Consider the following 20793-nt stretch of genomic DNA (forward strand, 5'->3'; position numbering starts at 1 on the left):
TGCAGCGGAGTTGGAACCGCGCGCCTAAAGCGGGCGGCACTGGCCGTTGGTGGCCACAAGGTCACGGATTGCCTGCTCGTTGCCCTCGCGTTTGAACTGGTTAAGCATCTCTTCGGTGATGGGTTCGCCATCGGGGGTTGTGGTCACCGGGGTGAAGTCCGACGCCGTCGGCGATGGAGCGGGCTGCGTCAGGGGAGCGGCCGCCATGACGGGGCCCGCGGCCGTTCCGGGCTGCACGATGCTGTCGTCCATGCCCGAGTTCCCCGCTGCGCCCGCCGACTTTTCGGACTGCGCGGCAAGCAGCTGGTCGACCTTCTCGTGGATCTGGTCGAAGTCAGGCACGGTGGAGAACGAGGCGTCGAAGTCCGGCGGACCGATGGTCAGCCGGCTGACGTCCTTGCCCTTGGCTTTCATGGCCAGGTCTACGAAGCTGCCGAGCTGGCTGGCGGATATGTTGGAGTCCACCACTTTGGTGCCCGCGTTGGCGATGTCCTCGAACTTGGAGAGCAGCGTTGCGGGGTCCAACTGTTTCAGCATGGCCTGCTGCACGCACTGCTGCCGCTGGATACGGGCATAGTCGTCCACGAATTCCCGGGAGCGTCCGTACCAAAGCGCGTGGTAACCGTCCAGGTGCTGGTCACCGGCCGGGATCCAGCCTGTGGGCATTCCGTGGATTCCGTTGGCCTCATCCACCATGTCGCCGCTGAGCGGTACCCAGCCGCCTGCCTTGATCCTGATGCCGCCCATGGCATCGATAAGCTTCGCGAACCCCTCCATGTCTACGAGGACATAGGCCTGGACTGTGATGCCCAGGGAGCCGGACACTGCCTCGAGGGTTGCCTGGGCGCCGGGATCGGCGACGCCGGGGTAGAGGTCCGTGTGCTCGTTGGTCACTTCGGTGTTGATCGCGTTGATGAGGCATTCGTCTCCGCAGTTGTACCCCTCAGGGTAGATCTGCCTCATGGGCGATCCTTCGCTGAACTGGGCGTTCTGCAGGTTGCGGGGAACCGAAATGATGGCGGTCTGGCCGGTCTTGGCGTCGACGCTGAGGACGGACAGGCTGTCCGGACGCCGGCCCGTGCGGTCGTCGCCGGCGTCGCCGCCCATCATCAGGAAGTTGTAGCGGCCGTCCACGGGATCGATCGCGGGGCCCGCGGAGAAGATGCTGCCGATCGCGTTCCGGCTCACGTTCAGGACGTAGGCCGCGTAGCCTAGGGTGCCGCTGCTGAGCACCATTGCCAGGACCAGGGCGACACCGACGATGGGCCTCATACCGGGTGCCAGCAGGACCGGCCGGATGAGCCGGAGCGTGTTGACGAACAGTGCCGCCCAGCCCAGTGCGAGGGCAATGAGGACGACGATGATCAGGAGTGAAGCCACCGAGTTGGTGAGGATCCCGATCAGGAGGGTGCGGTTTGCCACCAGCAGCACCAGCGCAACGAGCGCCAGGCCCCAGACGGCGAGTGTTACCCGCAGCGCGATCCTTCCCAGCCTGCGGTCGCCGGCCACGATCTGGGCGCTGCCCGGGACGAACAGGGTCATCAGGAGCAGGACAAACGCACGTTTCGTCCGGACGGGCGCCGGAGCGTCCAGCGGGTTACGGACGGGGTCCGTAAGGGCCTGCCGGGGCGCCGGGGGACGGGATTGGCTGGTGGTCATCTGCTGATTCCTAACGGCTGCCCCGGAGAACGACGTTGCCGTCGGAGAACACTTCGCTGACTTTGTGGCGCAGGTTCGCGCCCTTGCGGGTGGCGACGTCGTTGAGCTCCTGGGCGAATTCGATCAGGTCGCCGCGCAGGCGGACGGCGAGGTCGTCCGTTCCGGAGGCCAGCATTCTGACGGCGAGCAGCCCCGCATTGCGTGCGCCTGCGATGGAGACGGTGGCCACCGGAACACCGGCGGGCATCTGGACGATGGACAGCAGCGAGTCCATGCCGTCGAGGGTCTTAAGCGGTACGGGAACGCCGATGACGGGCAGCGGGGTCACGGAAGCCAGCATGCCGGGCAGGTGGGCCGCTCCGCCGGCTCCGGCGATAATGACGCGCAGTCCGCGCTCGTGGGCGGTCTGGCCGTAGCGGATCATCTCAGTGGGCATCCGGTGGGCCGAGACCACGTCGGCTTCGAAGGGAATGCCGAATTCGGCCAGGGCCTCAGCCGCGGCCTCCATGACCGGCCAGTCCGAATCGGAGCCCATCACAAGGCCCACGATCGGCGCGGCTGAATCGGTGTCAGCAGCGTGGATTGAAGCTGGGCGCGTGCTCATGCGGTCTCCTCGGAGTCTTGCGATGTTCGGGCCGGTGCGCGGCCGTCACGGATGATGCTTGCAACGGTCGTGGCGCGCTGCCGGACCGAATCAACGTCAGCGGCCGATGCCCCCACCAGGTTGACGTGGCCGATCTTCCTGCCGGGCCGGACCGATTTGCCATAGCAATGGATCTTCGCGGCGGGCTCGGTGGCCATGGCCTGCGGAAAGGCGGAGTACAGCTCCTGGTTCTCACCGCCGAGGAAATTCTTCATCACCACCACCGGGCCCAAGGCGTCCGTGGCGCCCAAAGGCAGGTTCAGGACTGCCCGCAGGTGTTGCTCAAACTGGCTGGTCACCGATCCGTCCTGGGTCCAATGTCCGGTGTTGTGCGGGCGCATGGCGAGTTCGTTGATCAGGAAGCCGGAGCCAACGCCCGGAGTCTCGAAGAGTTCCACGGCCATGACGCCGGTGACTCCGAGCTCGTTGGCGATACGGAGTGCTGCGTCTTCTGCTGCTGCGGCCACCTCGAGCGGGATGTCCTGGGCGGGGGCAATCACTTCGTCACAGACGCCGTCCACCTGGATGGTGTGGACAACGGGCCATGCGCGGGATTCGCCGTCGGGAGTCCTGGCCACGAGGGCTGACAGCTCACGGCTGAACTCCACCTTGGCCTCAACCAGCAGGGGAGACATGGCCTCGAACCAGTCCGTGGTGTCCGCGGCTTCCGTCGCCGACCCGACGATGCGGACGCCCTTGCCGTCATAACCGCCGCGGGGCGTTTTCAGCACCACCGGCCAGCCGGTCTTCTCGCCAAAGGCAACCAAGGCGTCGACGTCGGCAACCGAGGCCCATGCCGGGTTGGGCAGCTCCAGCCGGTCAATCGCCGCACGCATCACTAGCTTGTCCTGTGCGTGGACCAGGGCATCCGGGCCGGGCTGAACATTGACGCCGGCCTCCTGCAGGGCCCGCAGGTGGTCGTTGGGAACGTGTTCATGGTCAAACGTCATGACGTCGAGCCCTCTGGAGAACTCCAGCAGGGCGTCAAGGTCCTTGTAGTCACCCACCGGCGACGTCGGCACAGCGGAGACTGCGGATACGTCTTCACCTTCGGCCAGGACACGGAGTTCAAAGCCCAGGGCCGTTGCGGCGGGGGCCATCATGCGGGCGAGTTGGCCGCCGCCAACTACGCCGATTACTGGAAAAGTCACAAGAGCCAGCCTACAGAAGAGCAGGGGCGTTACGGGCGTCCGCATCGCTTCGGCCCGGATTTTGCGTCATTTCGCCGCCCGCACGCGGCTGAGCTGCGGGGCCGTCGGGACTGCTCCCAGCTTTACCGGCTAAAATGGGTTCTTGGCCCTGTGGCCTGAAATCTCAGACGGCCATGGAGGGTCATGATTTACACACTTGCAGAACGTTTGCGCGGACTCGCCTCACTTTTCTGGCGTGAGGTGGCAAAGTTCGGCGCCGTCGGCGGTGTCGCTTTCGTCATAGATAACGGCCTGACCTACTACCTGATGCACGGCCCGATGTCGGACAGCGAGGCCAAAGCAAGGTTCGTGGGCGCCACGGTCGCCACGATTTTCTCCTGGATAGCCAACCGGTTCTGGACCTTCCGGCATCGCCGGCAGGACAACGTGATCCGCGAGTTCTTCATGTTCATCCTGATTAACGGCATTGGTATCGGCATCTCCACCGGGTTCACCGCCCTGGCCAAATATTCCTTCGGGATCACGGACAAGAACATGCTGTTCCTGGCCGGTGTGGCCGGCATCCTGGTGGCCACGGTAGTGCGCTTCTTCGCCTACCGGTTCCTCGTGTTCAACAAGGAACTCGACGAAGAGCCGGCATTCTCGCACGACCACGAGATCATCGAGCTGCACCACCACCAAAACAAGCACGCAGTCCGCGTTCCCGACAGCGAGCCCGAGGCAAGGCTGCAGGATCCGGACCTCCCCAGCCCGCCGCGCAGGAACTAGCGGCGGCTACTCTCCCCGGACGCGTTCGTCACTGAGGAGCTTGTCCGTCACCTTGACGTCAGGGTGAACCAGCACCACCGACCCGCCGTTGTGCCAGGCGCCCAGCGACTGGACCAGCGCTGCTTCGAGGCCGTCCCCGGCCCGGACCAGCAGGCGCACCCCGTCGTCGTGGGCGGCCGCAAAGCCCTCGAGCAGGTCCGAGTGCGCATATGCCGTGCCGGCTGACACAATTGCCCGCCCGGAGCCTTCCGGATCCTCGTGGGCCATAAATACGTCACCGTGCGAGCGGACTTCGGCACCAAAATCGACGACGCCGGGCGGCAGCTCTCCCGGCCAGCGCATCGCCAGTGCCGGAAGCGGCACTGCAATAACGGCGTCGAACCCTGATTCCAGATGGCCGGATTCCGGCGAATTTGTGGCGAGAAGGTCGGCGACGCCGGAGTCCAGGACAACCTCCATCCCGAGCTGCCATGCGGCAAGGGCCAGGATCACTGACTTCCAGTGCGCCGGAAGATCCAGCCGGAGCCGCATCCCGGGTTCGGCATCCAGTTCGTCCTGCAGCAGGTTGCTGGTCTTGGCCACCCAGTTGTCCAGCACGCGGCCGGACAACTCAACCCTCTCGGCGTCAGGTCCGTACCAGGTCAGTCGCGGGGAAGTGGAGTGGCCGGACCGCAGTGCGGTCATCAGGTCGATCGCCGGGATGCTCATGCCAACATCTTGCCACGGTGCCTGCCGGCGCGGGAGGCCGGAAGGGACAGCAGGAGGCGGGTCCGGGACAAGAGTGCCGGGACCGCCGGAGGCCAGAAGTTCGGGGCGTGAGCCCAGCAACATGTGATCTCCGACACGTAGCGATAAGTAACTTTGTTGGCCTAAATGACGCCCGGTGGCGCAAATCGCCCGGATTCCCGGAAATTCACAGGAAACTAGTCAGTAGGCTGTCAAAATTGCGGTGATCACGGCGAGTCGGCCGGAAAAACCCCGGGCGTGGCGTGGCGTGGGATTGTCCTGCGGATTGATTATTATCCCGCTGCCGCTTGACTCCCGACGACTTACACGCGTGTAATTAGTTATCGAAAGCCATTGCGCAAATACGGGCCACACAACCGAGTGTCCAGGTATTCAGGCAGGGGCAGCAACATCAGGAGGGACGCCATATGGGGCATGTTGAGCGTATCCATGAAGATGCCGTCGTCGCCGGTCAGGCCTCGGCAAAATACCGTTCACGCGGCGTACCAAGCGATTGGTATGTAGATCCGGCAGATCCGGATGCTGCCGAGCGGTACAACCAAAGCACCAACGATTCACTGCAGGACCAGGCCACGGCCTTCCTGGCAGCGCATGAAGCGCTCCTGGCCGGCAATCCGGACCAGGACGACGATCTGCATGATCCTCCGATGGAACTGCAGACCCTCCATTCCGAAACCACCGCGCAGCCGGTCTGGATCGGGCTTCCCTTCCAGCAGGACTTCGATGACGAAGGCGAACTCGGGTGGCAGACGGACGCACTGTGCGCACAGACTGATCCGGAGGCTTTTTTCCCCGAAAAGGGAGGCTCCACCCGGGATGCCAAGAAAGTATGCGGCGCCTGCAATGTACGCTCGCAGTGCCTGGAATACGCACTGTCGAACGACGAACGCTTTGGCATTTGGGGAGGCCTCTCCGAGCGCGAGCGCCGTCGGCTGAGGAAGCGGGCAGTCTAATTCTTCAAGTAGTACACGTCACCGCCGTTGTGGTCGCCCACAACGGCGGTGACTATCTCCCCATGACCTTGGCGGCTTTGTCAGAGCAGACCCGTCCGGTGGACGCTTTCATCGGCGTCGACACCGGATCACGAGACAATTCCGCAGCCCTGCTTAACGATGCATTCGGCGAAGCCAATGTCACCACCTTCCAGCAGGGGAGGAGCGGGATGGGGGAGGCCGTCAAGGCCGGTCTGGCCGCCCTGGCTCCCTGGGATCCTGAGCGGCCCGGAGCCGACACGGAGTGGATCTGGCTGCTGCACGATGATGCAGCTCCCGCCCCGGAGGCTCTTGCCGAGCTGCTGCATGCCGTGGAGCGGGCGCCGTCCGTGACCGTGGCAGGCTGCAAACAGCTGGACTGGAACGCCCGGCGCCGCCTGATCGACGTCGGGCTTTCCACCAGCCGCTGGGCTGAGCGGCTGACCCTTATCGAGGCGGACGAACTCGACCAGGGGCAGTACGACGGCCGCAGCGATACTTTTGCGGTCAACTCCGCAGGCATGCTGGTGCGCCGGGACGTCTGGGAACAACTGGGCGGCTTTGACCCCGGGCTGCCCGGCACCGGCGACGACGTCGACTTCTGCTGGCGTAACCGGCTGGCCGGGCACCGCGTCGTAGTGGTCCCGACTGCCCGGATGTTCCACGTTTCGCACCGGCCGAATGCGCTGGGCAGTGCCAGCGCCGCCCGCAAAGCCCAGGTTCACCTGCGCCTCAAGCACGCTGCGCTGTGGAAGGTGCCGCTGCACGCGGCGGGAGCACTGCTGGGGAGCCTTTTCAAACTTGTCCTGAGCATTGCAGTCAAGGACCCCGGCCACGGATTCTCCCAGCTCATCGCGACGTTCGTGGCTTTGGGCAGGCCCGGTGCTGTGATCCGCGGACGCCGCGAGGCGGCACGGACGCGGAAGATCCGCCGCTCGGTCATCAAAGGGCTCCAGACGCCGAGGCGCGAGGTCTGGGCCCACCGGCGTTCCCTCATTGAGGCCCTCGGCGCCGACGATTCGACGGAGGACGCCGCCAGGACCGATCCGCTGGCCGAACAGCCCACCGGTGACTCCACGGACGATTTCGCTGCACTGACCACCTCGGACCGCGGCTGGGTGGGCAGCGGTGCCCTGCTCGCTGTGTTCCTGACGGCGGCGGCCTCGCTGATTGGGCTCTCCGGGTTTTTCCGTGCCGAAGCCGTCTCCGGCGGGGCGCTGATTCCGCTCTCGTCGAAGGTCTCGGACATCTGGCACCACGCCACCAGTTGGTGGATCGGGCTGGGCGCCGGCCTGCCGGGCCACGGCGACCCCTTCGTTTTCCTTCTGTGGATCCTTGGCATTCTGGGTGGAGGTGACGCGAACAGCGCCCTCGCATGGCTCCTGCTGCTGGCGATGCCGCTCTCCGGCCTGGCGGCATGGTTCGCCGCCGGCGGGCTGACCACGCGGCGGAGGTTCCGACTCGTCGCCGCCCTCGTGTGGGGCGGTGCACCCGCCCTGCAGATAGCCCTGAACCAGGGGCGCCTGGGCGCGCTCGTTGCCCACATCATGATGCCCCTGCTGGTGCTGGCGCTGCTCCGCGCCACCGGCACCGCCCGCGGGCAGGGCCGCTTCGCCGTCCCCGAGGCAGGGGAGCGGCGGTTCATGGAAAAGCCTCCCGCCAAACCGGGCGTCAACGGGACACCATCCTGGACGGCCGCTGCGGCTGCCGGACTGGCCCTTGCCGTCGTGGCAGCAGCTGCGCCGTCGCTGCTGCTGCCGTCCGCCGTCGTGGTGGTACTGGCCGGGATTTTCCTGGGCAGGCGTGGGCGAACCGTTTGGTGGGCCCTGCTCCCGAGCGCTGCGCTTTTTGTTCCGTTCGGTGTTTCCGTGCTTGACCGTCCCCGGGCACTGCTGGCGGATCCAGGTGTGCCGCTTGGCTTTGATGCGGCGCCGTTGTGGCAGCAGCTTCTGGGTCAGCCGCTTCATTTCGATATCGACGGCGGCCTGGCCGGCCTGCCCGTGTTCGACGGATCCGCTGCCCCGTGGGCCCTGCTGCTGGCACTTCTGGCCGGGGCGCCGGTCCTGGCCCTTGCCACGGCGGCGCTCTTTGTCCCGGGTAAGCGCACCCGCGTTGCCCGTGCCTTGTGGGTAGCCGGCCTGATCATCCTCGCCGGCGGCTGGCTCGCAGGCCACATCGCCACCGGTGCCAGCGCCGACACCCTCGTCACGCCCTTTACCGGACCTTCCGTGTCCGCCGCCGGATTCGTGCTGCTGGGCGCCGCGCTGATCGGGGCCGACGGACTTCTCTGCTTCGCGGAGAAGCCGGCAGCTGCTCCGGCCGCCCGAAGGGTTGCCCTCAAATCCGTGTCCGTCCTTGCCATGGTGCTGCTCCTGGCCGGCCCCGTGGCCGGCCTGACAGCCTGGGCCGCGCAAAACCTTGTGCAGTCAGCGTCCGGTACTGCGCCTGCAGCGTCGGGACCAGCACCGTTGGGAACCGCCCGGCAGATCGACCCCGCGGCTGCCCGCACACTTCCGGCCACGGCGATCGACCGCGGCCAAGGCCCGGAGCAGGCACGGACATTGGTCATCGACACAGCGGAGGACGGCACCTTTGATGCCTCCATCGTGAGGGGTGCAGGCACCACTCTGGACGGCCTGTCCACCATCGCCGCCGCCCGCAACATCATGGGCGACCCCGGCAAGGAAACCGTCAGGGACGACGACGCCGTCACCGCGGCCCTGCGCAGCGTCGTGGCCACTGTGGTGGCCGGCAAGGGCGTTGATCCCCGACCGGAACTTGAACGCCTGGGAGCAGGGTTCGTTGTCCTCCGGGCCTCCGACACCGCCGCGCAGCTGACCGCGAGCCGGATGGACGCCGTGCCCGGGCTGGTAGCCGTAGGGCAAACCGACGTCGGCTGGCTCTGGCGGATCAGTCCGCTCAACCAGCCGGTCATCGACGCCGCGGACGTTGCCCACCGGGTACGCATCGTTGACAGTTCCGGCGCAGCGATCGGGCTCGTACCGTCCAACCTGGAAACCGTTGACGCCGCTGTTCCGGAAGGACCCGAAGGCCGGCTCGTGGTCCTTGCCGAACGCGCCGACCCGGGATGGTCCGCGTGGATGGACGGCCGACGCCTGACGTCCACAACGTCCGGCTGGTCCCAGGCCTTCACTCTTCCAGCCCAGGCGGGCCAGCTCACCATCCGCTACGAAAGCCCGTGGGCAGCGTGGACCGCCGTCGTCCAGGCCGTGGTGATCGGCCTGACCGTGCTGCTGGCCGTCCCCATGCCCGCCCGCCGGCCGAACACCGGCCTCTCCCGGGACGAAGGCTCCCTGCGTAAGGAACATCAGCATGCATAAGGACGAGAACGACGGCGTGCCGGAAGCCAGCCGGGAGGACGCGACCTCCGGGCGCGGCAATTCCGTCCGCGGCAACTCCGTACGCGGGAAGGTTGCCGGCCTCGCCTCCGCAGTGGTGATCGTGGCTGCTGCCGGCACCCTGGTCGCGGCGGCATCGATGGCGCCCCAAAGCGCCGGCAGCCGCCAGCTCGAAGCGCCGCTCGCGGCGGTCCCCGCGGGCAGCAATGTGGGCATCTGCCCCGGCCCGGCCCGGCTTCTGGAAGGTACTCCTGTGGGTACCGACCCGCAGTTCAGCCCGGAGTCGGCCACTGCCAGGACCTTCGTCAATGCCGCCGTGTTGAGCACCAACGCCGGTGTGCTGCCCGGCAGCCGGTTGGCCGAACTGAACGGCACTGCGCTTGCCGAAATCGCCAAGGACCCCGGCACCCCCACTGCCGCGGCCGCGCCTTCGGCCTTGCTGGCAGGCGTTGTGTCGCAGCGGGCAGTGGACTCCGTCAGCGTCCTGAGTGCGGATGCCGTGGGCAACCAGCAGGCCACCGCCGGAGCTGTCATGAGCTACACGGCCACCGACGGCGACCTCCAGGGTGCCGCTGCCGCAGGGTGCCAGCAGCCGGCCAACGATCTGTGGCTGGTGGGGGCGAACACTGCCCTGGGCCGGACCGCAGTACTGAACCTCAGCAACGCGTCAAGCACCCCGGCGACCGTCAGCCTGGACCTCTACGGTGCGCAGGGCCAGATCCAGGCGCCGGGCAGCAGGGGGCTCCTGGTCGCACCGGGGACCACCCGCTCAATCGTGCTGGCCGGTCTGGCTCCGGACCAGGAGAAACTGAGCATCCACGCCCGCAGCGCCGGGGGACCCGTCACCGCTGTCATCCAGCAAAGCACCCTTCGGGGACTCACCCCGGGCGGCGTGGACTTCATAGTGCCGGGAGCCGCCCCGGCAACCCGCCAGGTGATGTCCGGGGTGGACATCCAGGATCCGGCCGCCGCCAAAGCCCTTGCCGCCAAGCAGGGATTTGCCGACGCCGCGGCGGCCCTGCAGATCGCCGTTCCCGGCCCGGCCGATGCCGTAGTGGAAATCAAGCTCTATGGGCGTGACGGCCAGAAGGCCCTGCCGGGCGGTGGGGTGGTCACGGCCAAGGGCGGATCCGTGACCGAGGTCTCCCTCGCCGGCGTCCCGGCCGGCCAGTACACCGTGGCAGCCAGTTCCGATGTTTCGTTCGCCGCTGCTGCCCGGGTCACCCGCGGCCTGAAGTCGGACAGCGCCACGGACTTTGCGTGGTCGCCGTCGTCCGCCCGGCTCGGCAGCCAGCATGTGGTCACGGTGCCGCGCAGTGGTGACCGGTACCTGGTTCTGGGCGCACCCGATGACCGGGCCAAGATCACCTACACGCCGATCACTGCCGACGGCAAGGTCCGCACGGCCGCCACCGCTGACCTCTCCGGCGGTACCACGGCCCTCATCAAGGTTCCGGCCGAAGTGGGCGGGGCTGAAGTGCTGGGATATGTCGTGTCAGCATCCGGCGATGCCGCCTATGGCACCGTGCTGCTGGAACAGGAAGGGCGCGCGGACATCGCCACGGTGGCAGTAGCCCCCGGCGCTGCGGGCCAGGAGCAGGTTGCGGTAAAGCTGGGCTACTAGCGGACGGCTAGTAGCGGCGCCGGTACACGGGGTCCAGTGTTTCCGGCGCGACCCCCAGCATCTCTGCCGTGCGCTCCACCACGACGTCGTGCACCAGGTCCTGGAGCTCTTCACGGCTGGAGCAGGCATTCTCGATGACCCGGCGATAGAGCGTGATCACCGGACCTTCATCGGCGGTGGCGGGTTCATACAGGCCCATCGGCGCGGGGGAGCGGTCCGCAACCAGCTGTTCCAGGCCCTGCGGGATCTCGTCCACGGCAAACCTGACACCATCCAGGGGCTTCCCCCAGATGTCATGCAGCCGCTGGGCGGAGTCCATGACCATCTCGTCGAAGCGGTCAGAGCGGGTGCGGTATCCGGGCAGGGTGGGCAGCATTAGTTCGCCGCGCAAGCCACGGCCGTGGCGGTTCCTGCGGCGCTCCCGGAAGCCCTTCCCGCGGACTGTTTCCGCGTGCGCGGCGATGTCCGCCGGCTGGCCGGCTCCCGGGTCAGCCAACCGGACCGTGAAACCCGGTACGTGGTGCGATTGCTGCATACATTGACTCTAAACCCGCCGCCTGAAATACGCGACATAACCCGAAACGCCACACTGGCCGTCGGGACGACACGCGGCGCCACGGGCCCCTGCGGACCGGAATGCACGGCAACGCAATAAACGGGGAGTAGTCTGTGATGTCGTGGGTGCTATTCGTCAATGTTCAAGATCGGCCTGCCGCAAGTCCGCGGTAGCAACTTTGACGTACGTCTATGCGGACTCCACAGCTGTCCTGGGTCCGCTGGCCACGTACGCGGAACCGCATTGTTACGATTTGTGCGAACAGCACGCCGGCTCGCTCACGGTGCCGCGGGGCTGGGAAGTGCTGCGCCTGGCCATGCCTGCAACGCCGCCGCAGCCTGGGCCCGATGACCTGTTGGCCCTCGCCAACGCCGTCCGGGAAGCGGCCCTGCGGCCGTCCGCCGCGGACACGGTGCCGGGCCAGCGGTCCGCGCACGCCGCGCTCGAGGCACCTCCCGTGGCCGAAGGCATCCGACGGGGACACCTGCGCATCCTCCGCGAACCGTCCTGAGCCGCGACAGTCCTCAACGCGCCACTGCCGGTTAGCTTGTAGGCTGGAAGCTGCAAATCCATCGGCTACCGGTGCGCCTGTGAGGCGCCCATCAGGGAGCATCCATCATGCCAAAGATCAGTCCTGACCTGTTGTCAGTCCTGCGTTGCCCCGTCACCGGCAGCACGCTGGTTCAGGAAGGCGATGAACTCGTCTCCACCGCCGCCGGCGCGTCCGGGGAAAAGCTGCGTTACGCCATCGAGGACGGCATCCCGCTGCTGCTTCCGCCGGAGCTGCTTTCCGCGGCCACCGCCGCCTCATCAGACCAGCACGACGGCGGGCAAAGCTCCTCAGCGTCCGGCACCGCAGCCGGTTCCGCGGCTTCCGGCACCGCAGCCGGTTCCGCCGCGGCGGATGCCGCCAGCGCCGAATAACTGTCCGGCCGGCCCATCGCACGTCCGCTCGGCGCCGAACGTCCCATAGTTCCCCGAACGGCCGCGCCTTTCCTCCGTTCCAGAATTTCCCAGGAAACAACACAAGGACTCACATGACTTTCGATTACAAGGTTGCCGACATCTCCCTGGCCGAGGCCGGCCGCCACCAGATCCGCCTGGCGGAGCACGAGATGCCGGGGCTTATGTCCCTGCGCGAAGAGTTCGGCGCCAGCCAGCCGCTCAAGGGTGCCCGGATCGCAGGGTCCCTCCACATGACGGTCCAGACGGCCGTGCTGATCGAAACCCTCACCGCTTTGGGCGCAGAAGTCCGCTGGGCTTCCTGCAACATCTTCTCCACCCAGGACGAGGCCGCCGCCGCCGTTGTGGTGGGCAAGGGCACGGTCGAGGACCCGCAGGGTGTTCCCGTGTTTGCGTGGAAGGGTGAGACCCTCGAGGAATACTGGTGGACGGCGGAGCAGATCCTCACCTGGCCCGGTGCGGACAGCAACCCGGACCTTGGCCCGAACATGATCCTCGACGACGGCGGTGACGCCACCATGCTGGTGCACAAGGGCGTCGAGTTCGAAGCACTCGGGTCCGTGCCGGCTGCAGCGGAGGACGAATCCGACGAAGGCCGTGTGTTCCTTGACGTGCTGCGTGCCTCGCTCGCCAAGAACCCGCAGAAGTGGACCAGCATCGGCTCCCGCCTGCTCGGTGTCACGGAAGAGACCACCACCGGCGTGCACCGCCTTTACCAGCTGGCTGAGCAGGGCAAGCTGCTCTTCCCGGCGATCAACGTCAACGACTCTGTGACCAAGAGCAAATTCGACAACAAGTACGGCATCCGCCACTCGCTGCCGGACGGCATCAATCGCGCCACCGACGTCCTGATGGGCGGCAAGATCGCCGTCGTCTGCGGCTACGGCGATGTGGGCAAGGGCGCGGCGGAAGCCTTCCGCGGACAGGGTTCCCGCGTCATTGTCACGGAGATCGATCCGATCTGCGCGCTGCAGGCTGCCATGGACGGCTACCAGGTTGCGAAGCTGGAGAGCGTCCTGAGCGAGGGACACATCTTCATCACCACCACGGGGAACAAGGACGTCATCATGGCCGAGCACATGGCCGGCATGCGTGACAAGGCGATCGTGGGCAACATCGGTCACTTCGACAACGAAATCGATATGGCCGGGCTGGCGCGGATTCCGGGCATCAAAAAGGTTGAGATCAAGCCGCAGGTCCACGAGTGGGTTTTTGCTGCAGACCCCGACACGGGAAAGGGCAGCCGCTCCATCATTGTCCTCTCCGAAGGCCGCCTCCTGAACCTGGGCAACGCCACCGGCCACCCGTCCTTCGTGATGAGCAACTCCTTCGCGAACCAGACCATCGCGCAGATTGAACTGTTCACCAAGCGGGACCAGCCCGAAGGTGAGCGGGAATACGAGAAGCAGGTCTATGTACTGCCGAAGATCCTCGATGAGAAGGTTGCCCGGCTGCACCTGGACGCGCTGGGCGTGGAGCTGACGGAACTGTCCAAGGAGCAGGCCTCGTACCTGGACCTGGACGTCGCCGGTCCGTACAAGCCGGACCACTACCGCTACTAAATCCAGGGCCGGCAAGGCGACAGAGTTACCATGGCGAAAAGGACCCCGGATCACGATCCGGGGTCCTTTTTCCGGCATGCAACGGGTGCGCGCTTCCGTGCGATAAAATTGACCGGGCAGCGCTGGACGCTGCCCGCAACTTAACAGGCACCGCAACTAAAAACGCAAGACAGCTGCACGACAAAGCTGGAACACGGTATGGGGCTGATCAGAGGCCTGTCGGGGGACATGGAGAAGGTCATGACTGAAGTCCGCAAGCGCAAAACCATGAAGATTCTGGGCGTCGCCGCCATCTGTGCCGCGGTGGCTGCCGGCGGCATCGGCGTTGCTACGGCCCCCAGCTGGGCTGAGCCTGTTTTCCAGTCCGAGGCTTCAAGCCCGGTCCGGAATGAGCCGGGCCTGGCCGCCCCGGTCGTCAAGGCAGTCGAGCTCGGTGTGACGCCCACGGACGGCGCCTCGGGGGTCAACCCCGCCGTCGCCCCGTCCGTCAAAGCCGTGAATGGAACGGTGAAGGACGTGGTGCTGGCCACTGCGGGCGGCGAGCCGGTCAAAGGCACGCTGAGCGCCGACGGTTCCACCTGGACCGCCCTGGACCCCCTGGAATTCGACGCCGCCTACGAGTACGCGTTCACCATCGTGGACCAGGCGGGCCGCGAAACCAAAAAGACCCAGACGTTCACCACGGTGGCCAAGGCCAATGAGGCCGACGCTGCCGTGTACCCGCAGAACGGTTCCACCGTCGGGTCGGGCCAGCCTATTGAAATCGTCTTTTCTGAGCCGGTCCTGAATAAGGAAGCCATGGAGAAGGCCGTGACCGTGACCGCGTCCTCCGGCCAGGCGGTGGCCTGGCGCTGGTATTCCGATCAGCGCGTACGCATCCGGCCCGAGGCTTTCTGGGCCTCCGGTAGCCAGGTCACAGTTGACCTCAAGCTGTTCGGTGTGGATTTCGGCAACAAGATGGTCGGCAACGTCGACACCAAGGTCAGCTTCAAGGTGGGACCGCAGCGCGTCGCCATCGTGGATGACCTCACTAAGACCATGAACGTGTACTTCGACGGCCAGCTGGTGAAAACCGCCCCCGTCACCCTGGGCGATGCTGAGTGGCTGTCACCGACCGGGTACGCCGTGATCATGGAACAGGAACGCCATTCGAAGTTCAACGCCGGCAGCATCGGCCTGAAGCCCGGCGACAAGGGCTACTACCCGCCGCTGACCGTGGAATACGCCAACAGGCTCACCTCGTCGGGCGTTTACGTCCATCAGGCCCTTGAATCGGCCTGGAGCTCGGTTGGCCGGGTCAACGTCTCCCACGGCTGCGTCGGCCTGCTGCCGGCGGACGCCGCCTGGTTCTTCAACAACATGAAAACCGGTGACGTCGTTCAGACCCTCAACACCGGCGCCCCGGCAGTAGAGCCCCTGGAGGGCTACGGCGACTGGAACATCCCGTGGGCACAGTACGCCAAGCGGTAGTGAATCCGGCTTGCCGGCCAGCAACCTACGGGGTGTTCCGTCCATAGGGGATGCGGTTCAGCCGTTCCCCCACCCCCGTGCTCCGCGCCCGTGCCCGGGTCAGCCGGCTAAGTTCCCGCTCGCGGCGCTCCACCAGAACCGCCGCCAAGTACTCTTCCGGGCCTGTTCCGGCAGGCGGCGCCGGGGCCACACATGCTGAAACTTCGGTTGCCAGCGACGCCGCCATTGAGGCGCGCGAGGACGGCGACATCCGTCCGGCCTGGCGGATGAACTGAGCGGAGCGGCGGGCCACAGCGTCCGGTATCCGGCCGATGTCAGCCAGCGCGGCCCAGGACTTCAGGTGCGGAGGAACGAACGGGACGAACGGTGGTTCCGCAGGCACCCGGCGGCGAAGCGAGTAAGTTCCCGCCACAACATCGCCGAGCCGCTTGGACTTGTCGTTGAACAGCGCGACGGCGATCGCCAGTCCGCCGAATGTTATGTAGATCTCCAGGAACCCGATCAGGCCGCGGATCACTGCGTGTCGGAACCGGATGGCACCGCCGTCGTCCCGCACAATCCGGAGCCCGACAGCGAGCTTGCCCAGCGAAAGGCCCCGGGTGAGGGTCTCCACCGCCACAGGGAGGATCACAAAGCAGAAAACCACGCTCACCAGCACCAGGGCGCGCGCGGCCGCCCCGTCCAAGTCGCTGTACGCGGACGCAATCACCGTCATCATGACGATGAGGAGGACTACGCTGACAACGACGTCCAGTATCAGGCCCATTGCCCGCGCGGCGAACGACGCCGGGCGCAGCTCCAGCACGACTGCTTCACCTGTGATGATTGAGCTCAAGCCGGGTCCCCGTCCCTACGTGCCACCTACGAACGCTCACAGTCTAATCCGGGCGCGCTAGGGTAGTGCCGTGGACATCGATGCGTTCTCCGCCGTTAACGGGGACAAATGGGCGCGGCTGTACGTGCTGGCCTACAAGCGGCGGCTCAACGGGAGCGAGGCCGATGAGCTGCTGCGCCTGTACCAGGCCACATCATCGCATCTTTCCCTGCTGCGCTCCGTTGCGCCGGAGAGCGGGCTCTCCGCCTCGCTGTCGGCCACCCTCGCGCAGGCCCGCACCCGCTTCACCGGGGCGCGGTCCAACTTCATGGACGATCTCGCCCGGTTCTTCGTCATAGCCCTGCCGGCGGCGTTTTACCGGGTTCGCTGGCTTACCGTCTGGTGCGGCCTGGCATTCTGCCTGATCGCCGGCGCGTACGCGCTGGGGATCGCCACGTCACCGGATGCGCTCCGTGCCCTCGGTTCGGACGCCACCATCAAGCAGTACGTCGAAAGAGACTTCATCGACTACTACTCGGAGAATCCCGCAGCGTCATTCGCCGGTGCGGTGTGGACCAACAATGCGTGGATCTCCGCCCAGGCGGTTGCCCTGGGCATCACCGGGTTCTGGGTTCCCATGATTCTGTTCGGCAATGCCCAGGGAGTGGGTGTCGCGGCGGGCGTCTTCGCCGCCGTCGGCAAGTCCGACGTTTTCTTCAGCTACATCCTTCCCCACGGCCTGATGGAGCTCACCGCGGTGTTCATCGCCTGCGCGGCCGGCCTGAAGATCTTCTGGGCACTGGTTTCGCCGGGACCGCGGACCAGGGGACAGGCAGTGGCGGCGGAAGGCCGCTCCCTGATCACCGTGGCTCTTGGACTTGTCCTGGTGCTGTTCGTCTCCGGTCTCGTGGAAGGGTTCGTCACGCCCAGCAGCCTTCCCGTGTGGGCCAAGATCGGCATCGGCGGCGCTGTGCTGGCTGCGTACTGGACGTACGTCCTGGTCTGGGGCCGGCGTGCCTACCTTTCGGGCGCCAGCGGCGACCTGGACAGCAAGGACGCCGGGTACACGGCGCTGGCCGCCTGATCCGGCTGCCTGAATCCGGGCGCCCAAATTCGGCTGCCTGAATCGCGTGTGAAACGGGGTGGCACCTCCCGCCATGGAGTGCCTGACTGTAGGCTCATCTGGAGATATGTAGCGTTGCCTGGCGGTGTCAGGGCAGCGCGGACGCCTACGGAAGTGAAGCTGCAGTGACTGAGAAAACTCCTACCCCGCCGAATCGGCATGATCCGCACCTGGATCCCGCCGAGGACACTGACGAGCCCGCGTTCGACTGGATGAAGCCCGCCGGCGGGGGATCAGACACTGCGGCGACGGCCAAGGGAACTGTCCCGGCTGGAAAGTCCGTCCCCGACACGGGCAGGGACCAGCCGGCAGCGTCCGCCGGCACTCCTGCACGCCAGGCCGGCGCTTCCCCTGCCGCTGCATCACAATCCGGTGCATCCCCATCCGCGGCATCACAGACCGCTGCTTCTCAATCCGCTGCATTCCGGCCCGGGATGCCACGGGCGGCCGCCTCACCCCAGGCCGAAAGCCGCGCGGACCGCAAAGCCGCGGAGGCCGCCGTCGGGCCCGCCGCTCCCGAGCCGCAGGCACGAGGGACCCACTTCCGCGAACCGCTTCCCACGTCCGCTCTCCAGGTGCGCCCGCCGCAGGATGAGGTGGAGCGCCGGAACGCCGAGCGTGAACACGCCGCCAACACCAAACCCGTCCTGCCCCGCGTGATGCAGGTCCTGCTTGCTGCCTTCTATCCGGTGATCCTGCTGGTCCTGGCCGTGCGGGCCGTCACCAGCCCGCTGTTCCTGTGGGTGGAGTACAACCGTCCCGGCTTCCCCGGCGACGGTTACGGCTTCAGCACCGATGACCGGATGACTTACGGGTCCTACGCGGTGGACTACCTCAGCAACTGGTCCGGCGCGCGGTATCTTGGCGAGCTGGTGAACCGCAGCGGCGACCCGCTGTTCCAGGACGGCGAAGTCAGCCACATGGCCGACGTCAAACTGGTTATTCTCTCCGCGTTCGCCGGGGGCACGCTGCTGATCCTGCTGGCCATCATCGCCATCATCTACCTGCGGCGCCGCAGCACCGGGGGAGTACGGCGCGGGCTGTTCGCCGGATCCCTTGCGACGCTTGTGATCATTCTGGGGCTCGGTACCCTGGCAGCGCTGGGCTGGCAGCAGTTCTTCACCGAGTTCCACCGCATCTTCTTCGCCAGCGGGACCTGGACCTTCGCCTTGGAGGACACCCTCATCAGGCTCTTCCCGGGACAGTTCTGGGTTGATGCCGGGATCGTCATCGGCGCCCTCGTGCTGATCGCCTCGGTGATGACGCTGGTCCTCACCTGGCCCACCAAAAAGCGCCGGGGCATCGCCCCGGCCAAGGACGGAGCTGCCAAGGACGGGACCAAGGACGGGACCGCGGACGAGGCAGCCGCGCTGTAAACAACGGCGCAGAACCACACATGAAAGGCGACCGGCACGCGTGCCGGTCGCCTTTCGTTTTGTCCCCTGCCGGATTCGTCCTGGGCCCGGACCCGCCGTTGCTAGCGGTACAGTCCGTTGATCTGTTCCTCGAAGTCGCTGACGACGGCGGCCCTCTTGAGTTTCAGCGACGGCGTCAGGTGCCCCGACTCCACCGTGAATTCCGCACTCAGCAGCGCGAAGCTGCGGATGGACTCAGCCTTCGACACCAGCTGGTTGGCCTGGTCGATCGCGCCCTGGACAGCCTCCCGGACCCGGTCATCCGCGGTGGCTTCGGCAACACCCATGAGCGGGATCTTTCGGGCCGAGCACCAGTTCTCGAGGCCTTCCGGATCGAGGTTGACCAGCGCCGCAATGTACGGCCGCCCGTCGCCGACCACCACGGCCTGGGCCACAAGCTGATGCTCCCGGATTTTTTCCTCCAGCGGGCCCGGCGCCACATTCTTGCCGCCGGCGGTCACGAGCAGGTCCTTCTTGCGGCCCGTGATGGTGAGGAAGCCGTCTTCATCCAGTGAACCAAGGTCCCCGGTGCGGAAGAAGCCGTCCACGAACGCCTCGGCGTTGGCGGCCTCGTTGGCGTGGTAGCCCTTGAAGACGCCGATGCCCTTGACCAGGATCTCACCGTCATCGGCGACCCGGATGGTGGTTCCGGGCACCGGGATGCCCACAGTGCCCACCCTGGTCCGCGAGGGGGTGTTGGCCGTGCACGGGGCCGTGGTCTCGGTGAGCCCGTAGCCCTCGAGCACGGGGATGCCCGCGCCTCGGAAGAAGTGTGCGTCGTTGGAGCTCAGCGGGCTGGCGCCGGAGACGGTGTACCCGACGTTGCCGCCGAAGGCCTGGCGGAGCCTGGGGTAGAGCAGCCGATCAAAGACAGCGTGTTTGGTGCGGAGCATCAGGCCCGGCCCGGTGCCCGTACCGCGTGCCGCGGCGTCGAGGGCCTTGGAGTAGTCGATGGCCACAACCGAAGCGGCGGCGAACAGCCGTTCCTTGCCGGCGAGGGCCGCCTTGTGGCCCGCGCCTGCATAGACCTTTTCGAAGATCCGCGGCACCACCAGCAGGAAGGTGGGTTTGAAGGTGGCCAGGTCCTCCAGCAGCTGGGCGGCACTGGAGGTGTGCCCCAGCGTTACCCCGGCGCTGAGGCACACCACCTGGACGGCGCGGGCCAGGACATGGGCGAGGGGGAGGAACATCAGCGTTCGGGCCCCCTCCTGGCGCAAAAGCTCCGGCAGGAATTCCACGATGTTGGCGGCCACCAACGCAAAGTTGCCGTGTGTTATCTCGCAGCCCTTGGGCTTGCCCGTGGTTCCGGAGGTGTACACCAGCGAGGCGACGTCGGCCAGGCCCGCTGTGCCGCGGTGCCGCTCCAGCTCTGCGTCGGTGACCCCGGCGCCGGCTGCGGCGAGGCTCGCCAGGTTGGGTGCGCCGCCGTCGTCGTCCATCCGCACGACTGTCAGCACAGCGTTGCCCAGCAGTTCGGAGTGGGCCAGGACCCCGCCAACCAGTTCCTCCTTGGCCCGGTCCTCGACGAACACCCGCCGGGCGCCGGAGTCATGCAGGATCCACTCGACCTGGCTTGCCGAGGAGGTCTCATAAACCGGAACGGTCACGCCGCCGGCAAACCAGATGGCGACGTCCACCAGGGTCCATTCGTACCGGGTACCGGACATTACGGCCACGGTGTCGCCCGGGGCCAGGCCGCCGGCGATCAGTCCCTTGGCGAGCGCCCTGACCTTTTCCAGGAACTGCCGGGCGGGGACGTCAACCCAGCCGTTGGGGCCCTTGCGGGAGTACACGGCATGGAAAGGGTCCTTGGCGTGCTGCGCCAGCAGGAGGTCAGTGACGTTGCTGTCCTGATCCAGCTCCACGAGCAGTTCAGTGCTTGCTTCTCTCACAGCCAGTCTCCGTTCCGGATCCGTCATTCGATTTCCCGGTACCCGTTCCATCGCCGGCGGTTCCATCGCCCGCGGC

At 66.5% G+C, this 20793-nt stretch carries 16 protein-coding genes and 1 pseudogene; 10 read left to right on the plus strand and 7 right to left on the minus strand.

All coding sequences use genetic code 11. The features are described from left to right. Window positions 1–24: 24 nt before the first annotated feature. Genes J2805_RS19735 through J2805_RS19745 form a run of 3 tightly spaced genes read right to left on the minus strand, consistent with a single transcriptional unit; the run spans window position 25 to window position 3453 of the window. A complete protein-coding gene (locus tag J2805_RS19735; protein ID WP_309979275.1) occupies window positions 25–1659 on the minus strand; it encodes an LCP family protein in 1635 nt (544 codons plus the stop codon). Between the two features lie 10 nt (window positions 1660–1669). Continuing rightward, window positions 1670–2263, minus strand: coding sequence for a 5-(carboxyamino)imidazole ribonucleotide mutase (gene purE / locus J2805_RS19740; protein ID WP_309979277.1), 594 nt, complete (start codon window positions 2261–2263; stop codon window positions 1670–1672). Further along, on the minus strand, window positions 2260–3453 hold the full coding sequence (locus J2805_RS19745) for a 5-(carboxyamino)imidazole ribonucleotide synthase (protein ID WP_309979279.1): 1194 nt from the start codon (window positions 3451–3453) through the stop codon (window positions 2260–2262). Before J2805_RS19745 ends, purE begins: the two co-directional genes overlap by 4 nt. Window positions 3454–3636: 183 nt before the next feature. Between J2805_RS19745 and J2805_RS19750 the strand changes: the two genes are divergently transcribed. Next, the gene (locus J2805_RS19750; RefSeq protein ID WP_309979281.1) at window positions 3637–4221 is read left to right on the plus strand and encodes a GtrA family protein; all 585 of its coding nucleotides are present in this window, start codon (window positions 3637–3639) and stop codon (window positions 4219–4221) included. A 6-nt stretch (window positions 4222–4227) separates the two neighbouring features. Here J2805_RS19750 and J2805_RS19755 read toward each other — a convergent pair whose 3' ends face one another. Next, the gene (locus J2805_RS19755) at window positions 4228–4929 is read right to left on the minus strand and encodes a TIGR03089 family protein (RefSeq protein WP_309979283.1); all 702 of its coding nucleotides are present in this window, start codon (window positions 4927–4929) and stop codon (window positions 4228–4230) included. A 446-nt stretch (window positions 4930–5375) separates the two neighbouring features. Here J2805_RS19755 and J2805_RS19760 point away from each other — a divergent pair, with 446 nt between their 5' ends. The 3 genes from J2805_RS19760 to J2805_RS19770 are packed head-to-tail and all read left to right on the plus strand — an operon-like array spanning window position 5376 to window position 10922. Continuing rightward, window positions 5376–5921 (plus strand): WhiB family transcriptional regulator, encoded by a 546-nt coding sequence (locus J2805_RS19760; RefSeq protein WP_309979285.1) that lies wholly within the window; start codon window positions 5376–5378, stop codon window positions 5919–5921. A 29-nt stretch (window positions 5922–5950) separates the two neighbouring features. After that, window positions 5951–9280, plus strand: coding sequence for a glycosyltransferase (locus J2805_RS19765; protein ID WP_396134439.1), 3330 nt, complete (start codon window positions 5951–5953; stop codon window positions 9278–9280). After that, window positions 9273–10922: a DUF5719 family protein gene (locus tag J2805_RS19770; protein ID WP_309979287.1), complete on the plus strand. Its 1650-nt coding sequence runs from the start codon at window positions 9273–9275 to the stop codon at window positions 10920–10922. The genes J2805_RS19765 and J2805_RS19770 overlap by 8 nt, the downstream gene beginning before the upstream one ends. Window positions 10923–10929: 7 nt before the next feature. Here the strand turns inward: J2805_RS19770 and J2805_RS19775 are convergent, their stop codons facing one another. After that, a complete protein-coding gene (locus tag J2805_RS19775; protein WP_309979289.1) occupies window positions 10930–11457 on the minus strand; it encodes a metallopeptidase family protein in 528 nt (175 codons plus the stop codon). Between the two features lie 142 nt (window positions 11458–11599). Between J2805_RS19775 and J2805_RS19780 the strand changes: the two genes are divergently transcribed. The 4 genes and pseudogenes from J2805_RS19780 (at window position 11600) to J2805_RS19795 (ending at window position 15473) form a co-directional block, all read left to right on the plus strand. Continuing rightward, window positions 11600–11989: a DUF3499 domain-containing protein gene (locus J2805_RS19780; RefSeq protein WP_309979291.1), complete on the plus strand. Its 390-nt coding sequence runs from the start codon at window positions 11600–11602 to the stop codon at window positions 11987–11989. 107 nt (window positions 11990–12096) lie between these two features. Then, window positions 12097–12306 (plus strand): annotated as a pseudogene (locus J2805_RS19785) (Trm112 family protein); the annotation flags it as partial. 209 nt (window positions 12307–12515) lie between these two features. Further along, the gene (gene ahcY / locus J2805_RS19790; RefSeq protein WP_309979294.1) at window positions 12516–14003 is read left to right on the plus strand and encodes an adenosylhomocysteinase; all 1488 of its coding nucleotides are present in this window, start codon (window positions 12516–12518) and stop codon (window positions 14001–14003) included. A gap of 240 nt (window positions 14004–14243) precedes the next feature. Beyond that, the gene (locus tag J2805_RS19795; RefSeq protein ID WP_309979297.1) at window positions 14244–15473 is read left to right on the plus strand and encodes a L,D-transpeptidase; all 1230 of its coding nucleotides are present in this window, start codon (window positions 14244–14246) and stop codon (window positions 15471–15473) included. Between the two features lie 25 nt (window positions 15474–15498). On the opposite strand, the gene J2805_RS19800 is transcribed toward J2805_RS19795, so the two are convergent. Next, entirely contained in the window at window positions 15499–16308 is an 810-nt protein-coding gene (locus J2805_RS19800) for an RDD family protein (protein ID WP_309979299.1), read from the minus strand. Window positions 16309–16378: 70 nt separating this feature from the next. Between J2805_RS19800 and J2805_RS19805 the strand changes: the two genes are divergently transcribed. Then, window positions 16379–17371, plus strand: a complete 993-nt coding sequence (locus J2805_RS19805) for a stage II sporulation protein M (protein WP_309979301.1) — start codon at window positions 16379–16381, stop codon at window positions 17369–17371. Window positions 17372–17535: 164 nt separating this feature from the next. Next, window positions 17536–18786, plus strand: a complete 1251-nt coding sequence (locus tag J2805_RS19810) for a TIGR01906 family membrane protein (protein WP_309979303.1) — start codon at window positions 17536–17538, stop codon at window positions 18784–18786. Window positions 18787–18887: 101 nt separating this feature from the next. On the opposite strand, the gene J2805_RS19815 is transcribed toward J2805_RS19810, so the two are convergent. Beyond that, entirely contained in the window at window positions 18888–20717 is a 1830-nt protein-coding gene (locus J2805_RS19815) for an AMP-dependent synthetase/ligase (protein WP_309979305.1), read from the minus strand. Window positions 20718–20793 lie beyond the last annotated feature (76 nt).

Source organism: Arthrobacter oryzae (assembly GCF_031454875.1).
In the GTDB taxonomy this organism is placed as follows: Bacteria; Actinomycetota; Actinomycetes; order Actinomycetales; family Micrococcaceae; genus Arthrobacter; species Arthrobacter oryzae_D.

Excerpts from the sequence above, each read along its gene's own strand:
- J2805_RS19770 (WP_309979287.1), top strand. The coding sequence starts at position 9,273 with ATGCATAAGGACGAGAACGACGGCGTGCCGGAAGCCAGCCGGGAGGAC.
- J2805_RS19775 (WP_309979289.1), bottom strand. The coding sequence starts at position 11,457 with ATGCAGCAATCGCACCACGTACCGGGTTTCACGGTCCGGTTGGCTGAC.
- J2805_RS19795 (WP_309979297.1), top strand. The coding sequence starts at position 14,244 with ATGACTGAAGTCCGCAAGCGCAAAACCATGAAGATTCTGGGCGTCGCC.
- J2805_RS19755 (WP_309979283.1), bottom strand. The coding sequence starts at position 4,929 with ATGAGCATCCCGGCGATCGACCTGATGACCGCACTGCGGTCCGGCCAC.
- J2805_RS19760 (WP_309979285.1), top strand. The coding sequence starts at position 5,376 with ATGGGGCATGTTGAGCGTATCCATGAAGATGCCGTCGTCGCCGGTCAG.
- ahcY (WP_309979294.1), top strand. The coding sequence starts at position 12,516 with ATGACTTTCGATTACAAGGTTGCCGACATCTCCCTGGCCGAGGCCGGC.
- J2805_RS19750 (WP_309979281.1), top strand. The coding sequence starts at position 3,637 with ATGATTTACACACTTGCAGAACGTTTGCGCGGACTCGCCTCACTTTTC.
- J2805_RS19735 (WP_309979275.1), bottom strand. The coding sequence starts at position 1,659 with ATGACCACCAGCCAATCCCGTCCCCCGGCGCCCCGGCAGGCCCTTACG.
- purE (WP_309979277.1), bottom strand. The coding sequence starts at position 2,263 with ATGAGCACGCGCCCAGCTTCAATCCACGCTGCTGACACCGATTCAGCC.